This window comes from Paraburkholderia sp. (assembly GCF_034668105.1).
Classification (GTDB): domain Bacteria; phylum Pseudomonadota; class Gammaproteobacteria; order Burkholderiales; family Burkholderiaceae; genus Paraburkholderia.
In genome coordinates this window covers 1-6,033 of sequence record NZ_JAXDPY010000354.1, presented here as the reverse complement: position 1 = coordinate 6,033, position 6,033 = coordinate 1, and the positions used below count along the sequence as shown (strand labels likewise).

Sequence of the window (6,033 nt, the reverse complement as noted above, 5' to 3'; positions counted from 1 at the left end):
CCCGAGCCGCGATCTACGATGTAGTACCTACCCGGTGGAAGTGGACCAACGTCAGGAACAGCCACGGCGGCGGGATTGTTCTTACCGCTGCTGTTTCCCGAGAAAGCCGCAAAATCACCAACACCGTCACAGCGCAATGTGGACATGGGTTTGCTGTTAAGGCGGAATGTGCATTCGACTGGCAATCTCTCCTCCTTTGCTAGTTTGATCGCTACAGATCATTCACAAAGCCGCAGAGGTATGGAGTCGGACAAATCTGAAAATACAGCGCGGAATTTCTGCCCATACGTCGCCGCATCTTCATGAGTCTGCTTAGGCGCGGGACAACCATAAAGGTGGGGCTGGCGATTCGTGCAGCCGACGATTCGCCACCTCAGGCACACCGCATGCTGAACCAGGTTGGTGCTTTCTCTTTTTCTCGCGAGGCTCCCTGCCCCGCTCAAGCCAGAGCTTCGCTCTGAGGTCCGGACGCCCGTTTAACGGGTGCGCTGCGGCATCCTGCCGCTTCGCTGTTTGGAACTGCCATGCGGCAGGCCAAGAATCACGATTTCTTCCCATCCAACCGGCGCGACGTCTCGATCGTTCGCCGTCCGGATTGGCGTGCTTGTGTCCTCTGGCTCAACTGGTCTCCCTCCAAGGAAACATCATGTTCATGCATAACAAGCGTCTGCAATACACCGTCCGCGTTGCCGCTCCGAATCCGGGTCTGGCAAATCTGCTGCTTGAACAATTCGGCGGTCCGCAAGGCGAGCTCGGGGCAGCGTGCCGCTACTTTACCCAGGCAGTCGGCGAAGATGACCCGGGCCGCAAGGATCTGCTGTTCGATATCGCGACCGAAGAACTCAGCCATCTGGAGATCATCGGTTCGATCGTCGCCATGCTGAACAAGGGCGCCAAGGGGCAACTCGCGGAAGCGGTGGAGTCGGAAGCGGAGCTCTATCGCTCGATGACCGGCGGCGGTAACGATTCGCACACCACCGCGCTGTTATATGGCGGCGGACCGGCGCTCACCAATTCGGCCGGCGTGCCGTGGAGTGCCGCCTACATCGACACGATCGGCGAACCCACCGCCGATCTGCGCTCGAATATCGCCGCCGAAGCGCGCGCCAAGATCGTCTACGAACGTCTGATGAACGTGACCGACGACGCCGGGATCAAGGAAACGCTCGGGTTTCTGATGACGCGCGAAATCGCCCATCAACTGTCGTTCGAAAAGGCGCTGCATTCGATTCAGCCCAATTTCCCGCAAGGCAAGCTGCCCGGCATGCCGGAGTTCACCCATGTCTATTACAAGATGTCGGAAGCGGATGGCGCGCCGCGCGGACCGTGGAACGAGGGGCCCGAATGGACGTTCGAAGGCTCGCCGACACCCGCGGTGGACGGTGGCGACGGCACGGCGACGGTGAAGATACCGAAAAAGGACATCGACGTGTTGCAGGCGATGGCGTCGCGTACGGCGTCCGATACGTCGGTCGATCCGACCACGGGCGCCGATCTGGGCGCGGGCCAGGCGACCGTTGACGTTTAACCGCTGACGTTCGACGTTTGATGTTGACGGCAGGTTCGAGCGCGTCACGTACGGTGTTTGTATCCGCCGTGGCACGCCATTGTGCGGCGGAAAGGACCGGCACGGTCCTTGCGCCACGGCTGTCAGCACGACTCAGTGCGTTCACGTGCGAACTTCCAGGTGTCAGATGGGCGCTCCGGGTTTTTATGCCGGGGGTATCCGCGACACATAGGACACGCACGTGGAACCGGAGACAGACGTTTGATTGGACTAAAAGGGAGAGCCGACATGGCACAAGCTGAAACCATTGCAAAATCCACCGCTCCAGAGGCGGCCGCAAGCGACGCATTGACATTGCTCGAAGCCGATCACCGCGCAGTGGAAAAACTCTTCGATGCATTCAAGAAAGCCGGCGACGACGATCTGGAAGCAAAAGCGGCCCTGGCGCAGCGGGCGTGCGAAGAGCTGACCATGCACGCGATCATCGAAGAGGAATTGCTGTATCCGGCAGCGCAGGAAGCCTTGTCGGACGACGACAAACTCGACGTCGACGAAGCCTATGTCGAACATTTTCTGGTCAAGACACTGATCGCCAGGTTCGAGACGCTCAAGGCTGGCGATAAAGGGTTTGATGCGACCTTCAAGGTGATGTCCGAGATGGTTCAGCATCACGTTGAAGAGGAGGAGGACGAATTGTTCCCGGAGTTGCGGCGCACGAAATGCGACCTCATCGGACTTGGAAAGAAGATCGCCGCGCGCAAGCAGGCATTGCAGAGCAAGCTCGATGCAGTGGGAAGCCGTTCGGTAGGCGACAAGACCTGAGTGGGGCGAGAGAAGAGCCTACGTTGAGATGGGCGTTGCCGTTGCAGGCAGCGCCCATTTGTTCAAATCAACCTCGGTGTTTTATGGTGTTTTGCGGTGAGTTTGAAAGTTGGAAAGATCAAAGATCGGAATCCAGCCCGCGCGCTTCCACCACGTCTCGCGTCGCGCTCCAATAAGGCGTTCGGTTGTAATACTCGTGCACCGAGGTGCCCCATTGGGTGTCCGCCATGGAAGGCCAGTTATCCTTATCGAAACCGGGTGCGTTCTTGATGTGCTCGGCTGGTGCGTCGAGCACGAAGCATTTTTCGTCGGTGTCGAGCGTGAGCGCGCTCCATGGAATGGCGTGGAGCGTATCGCCCATGCCGAGAAAACCGCCGCTGGACAGCACCGCATAAGCGACGCGTCCGCCGCGTACGTCGAGCATGATGTCGGAGATCTTGCCGACGTGTTCACCGTCGGACGACATCACCTTGTTTCCATCGAGCGTCGACGCGGCCATCACGTCTGGTCCCGGGCCGTCGCCGATACCGGTTCCCACGATGTTTGCGCCTTGCATGCCCGCGGCTGCCGGCACTTGAGGATCGAGTGTAGTCATGATGTGCTCCTTGTAAAAAATGTACTCGGAGCGCAGCAACGACTATGCCCGTGGTTTGGATGCTTTGCGCGGGCAAGTTGCGGCTTTTGGGTATTGGCGTGCGCTTTCCCGGTGGTCGTCGTGGGTACGCGCTGGTTAGAGCTTCAAACACATGCGGCCATTGGGCAGCTGGGCTGACAATCGGCAAATGCGGGGAGCGTTACCGGCGAAAGTTACGCAGCCGTATGTATTAGGGCCGGCTTGTTTGAGTGGTTGCGATTGCGTGGGCATACCATCGAGCGAGGCGGGACGAGCGCAATGTGTCCTACACGGTTGGGCTTTGGCTAGAAGCGGGACTCACCCTTGGTGGGATCGTCTCGTTGCTTGCTTGAGAGGGGGAGGGGGAGAGGGGAATGCGCTTGCCGTGCATGGCGCACGACAAGCGCAACCGCTTGCTTAGCGGTCGAGGAACGACTTCAGACGATCTGCGCGGCTCGGATGCATCAGCTTACGCATGGCCTTGCTTTCGATCTGACGAATCCGCTCGCGCGTGACGTCGAACTGCTTGCCGACTTCTTCGAGCGTGTGGTCCGACTTCGTGTTGATGCCGTAGCGCATACGCAGCACCTTCGCTTCGCGCGGCGACAGCGAGTCGAGCGCGTCGTCGATGGCGGCGCGCAAGTCGGCCTGCATTGCTGCGTCGGCCGGCGAGGAAGCGGCCGAATCTTCGATCATGTCGCCGAGCGTCGCGTCGCCGTCGTCGCCGACCGGCGTTTCCATCGAAACCGGCTGCTTGGCGATCTTCAGAATGCCACGCACTTTCTCTTCCGACAGTTCCATGCGTTCCGCCAGTACCGACGGATGGGCTTCCTGACCGGTTTGCTGCAGGATCTCGCGCGAAATGCGGTTGAGCTTGTTGATCGTTTCGATCATGTGCACCGGCACGCGGATCGTGCGCGCCTGATCCGCAAGCGAACGCGTCACGGCCTGGCGAACCCACCACGTTGCATACGTCGAAAACTTCCAGCCGCGGCGGTATTCGAACTTGTCAACCGCCTTCATCAGACCGATGTTGCCTTCCTGAATCAGGTCGAGGAACAACATACCGCGGTTCACATACTTCTTCGCGATCGAGATCACGAGACGCAGATTCGCCTCGATCATCTCGCTCTTGGCCTTGCGCATCTTCGACTCGGCCGCGACCATCTGACGGTTGATTTCCTTCAGATGTTTGAGCGGGAGCGAAACGGTGGCTTCGATGTCGATCAGCTTTTGCTGTTCCGACTGGATTGCGGGCAGATGACGCTCGAGCGCCGCCCCGAACGACGACGAGCCGCGCGCTGCGCGCTCCGTCCAGCCGAGGTCGGCTTCGTGACCCTTGAACGATTCGATGAACTGTTCGCGGGGCATGCCGCTCTTCGTCACGACGATTTGAAGAATGTTGCGCTCGATCGCGCGAACCTGCGCGACCTGGCTTTGCACGTCGCCGCACAGGCGGTCGATCGTGCGGGCCGTGAAGCGGATCTTCGCAAGGTGCTGCTGGATCTCTTCGCGGGCGCGCTGATAAGCCTTCGAGCTGACGTCGCCGCGGGTGTGCGAGGCGTTCATCTGGTCGGACAGGATGCCGACCTGGGCGAAAATTTCGAGGCAGTCACTCGTGAGCTGCTTCAGGCGCGCTTCGTCCGCCGCCGAGGAGTCGGCCGGACCGGCGTCGTCGTCTTCGTCTTCGCTATCGCTGTCGTCGTCGGTCGCGTCGGCGTCGATGTCCGCTGCGGCGTCCGCGCTCGCGCCGGCGTCTTCTGCGGCGACATTGTCTTCGTTAAGACCGTCGACCAGTTCGTCGATCCGCAGCTCGCCGTCCGCGACTTGTTGGGCGCTTGCCAGAATGGCGGAGATCGCGAGCGGGCATGCGGCAATCGCCTGCACCATTTCGTGAAGGCCGTCTTCAATGCGCTTTGCAATCGCGATTTCGCCCGCGCGGGTCAGCAGCTCCGTGGCGCCCATTTCGCGCATATACATGCGCACGGGGTCGGTGGTACGGCCGAATTCCGAATCGACCGTCGACAACGCGACTTCGGTTTCCTCGTCTGCCTGATCGTCCGACACCACGGCGGGGGCGTTCGAGTTGAGCAGCAGGGTTTCCGCATCCGGCGCCTGTTCGTAGACCTGCACGCCCATGTCATTGAAGGCGCTAACGATGCTGTCGATCGCCGCTGTCTGCGCGAAGTTGTCAGGCAGGTGGTCGTTGATCTGCGCGTGGGTCAGGTAGCCTTGCTCCTTGCCCAACTGGATCAGCGCACGCATCTGGCGCTGGCGCTCTTCGGCCTGTTGCGGCGGCAGTTCCGCCGCTACGGGGATCGCTTTGCCCGCGCCTTTGCCCTTGGCTGTACGGCCAGCGGGCGCTTTGGCGGTGTATCCGGCAGTTTCGTGTTGCGAATCTTCGCGATCAAAAGGGTTCACGTATTCTCCTCTAGAGGCTTCGCTATGAGACGCAAGACGCGACCGTCAGGCGTTTCGAGCATGGCTCAACATCACCTGAGTGACTCAACGCGGTTGTTTGGCTGTGCTCTGGGGAGCAAAAAAGATGAGCCCGCGCGAAGCGGGCCGATAGAAATGTGCGAAATTCGCGCGGCTCGCAGTATATACGAGCTTGCGCCCTTGCGCGCATTTTGAGCACACCATTTCTTCGTGCGCTTTTGTCGCAGGCCCCCTCATTGCCTGTCATCGGTACGTTCAAGATGGGGGCTGAAGACGGCACTTCAACTATTCGCCGTGCGCGTGTGCACGCTCTTCACTATAGGCGAAGTCGGCCACTCTCGCACGACAGGATGACTTCCGCGATCTTGCTTCATATAGTGGGGGACATGTTTTGGCGCCAAATCGCACTTGGTCAAAAGAAAATTCGCAAAAGGGGATTGACGACATGCCGGCCGTTCTCCATAATCTCGTTTCTCTGCTGCTGATGCAGCGACGCAGAACGAAGCGGTGCCGGGTGGTTGTGAAGGTGTCGAAGGTTGACATCATCGTGCGGTGCGGTTTTGGTGGTGAATGCGGACCCGATCTTTAAAAATTAACAGCCGATAAGTGTGGGCGCTTGATGCGCGACGCGCGGTGGACTCTTCGGGGTCTG

Annotated in this window: 5 protein-coding genes; 2 read left to right on the top strand and 3 right to left on the bottom strand. The window is 59.8% G+C overall.

Annotated elements, in window-relative coordinates; all coding sequences use genetic code 11:
• Positions 1–146, bottom strand: a 146-nt coding sequence (locus tag QOC89_RS15990) for a tlde1 domain-containing protein (RefSeq protein ID WP_323045898.1), incomplete at its 3' end; no start/stop codon positions are given.
• A gap of 500 nt (positions 147–646) precedes the next feature.
• Here QOC89_RS15990 and QOC89_RS15985 point away from each other — a divergent pair.
• Both QOC89_RS15985 and QOC89_RS15980 read left to right on the top strand, forming a co-directional pair.
• Complete coding sequence (locus QOC89_RS15985; RefSeq protein ID WP_323045897.1) at positions 647–1,528, top strand: manganese catalase family protein; 882 nt, start codon at positions 647–649, stop codon at positions 1,526–1,528.
• A gap of 267 nt (positions 1,529–1,795) precedes the next feature.
• The gene (locus QOC89_RS15980; RefSeq protein WP_323045896.1) at positions 1,796–2,329 is read left to right on the top strand and encodes a hemerythrin domain-containing protein; all 534 of its coding nucleotides are present in this window, start codon (positions 1,796–1,798) and stop codon (positions 2,327–2,329) included.
• A gap of 118 nt (positions 2,330–2,447) precedes the next feature.
• On the opposite strand, the gene QOC89_RS15975 is transcribed toward QOC89_RS15980, so the two are convergent.
• Together QOC89_RS15975 and rpoD are read right to left on the bottom strand one after the other, a co-directional pair.
• Positions 2,448–2,924, bottom strand: coding sequence for a PRC-barrel domain-containing protein (locus QOC89_RS15975; RefSeq protein WP_323045895.1), 477 nt, complete (start codon positions 2,922–2,924; stop codon positions 2,448–2,450).
• Positions 2,925–3,359: 435 nt separating this feature from the next.
• Positions 3,360–5,363 carry an RNA polymerase sigma factor RpoD gene (gene rpoD / locus QOC89_RS15970; protein WP_323045894.1) on the bottom strand — a complete coding sequence of 668 codons (2,004 nt, stop codon included), beginning with the start codon at positions 5,361–5,363 and terminating at the stop codon, positions 3,360–3,362.
• Between the last annotated feature and the right edge of the window lie 670 nt (positions 5,364–6,033).

Bases quoted from the DNA above. Each gene is read 5' to 3' on its own strand.
- QOC89_RS15985 (WP_323045897.1), top strand. From the start codon at position 647: ATGTTCATGCATAACAAGCGTCTGCAATACACCGTCCGCGTTGCCGCT.
- QOC89_RS15980 (WP_323045896.1), top strand. From the start codon at position 1,796: ATGGCACAAGCTGAAACCATTGCAAAATCCACCGCTCCAGAGGCGGCC.
- QOC89_RS15975 (WP_323045895.1), bottom strand. From the start codon at position 2,924: ATGACTACACTCGATCCTCAAGTGCCGGCAGCCGCGGGCATGCAAGGC.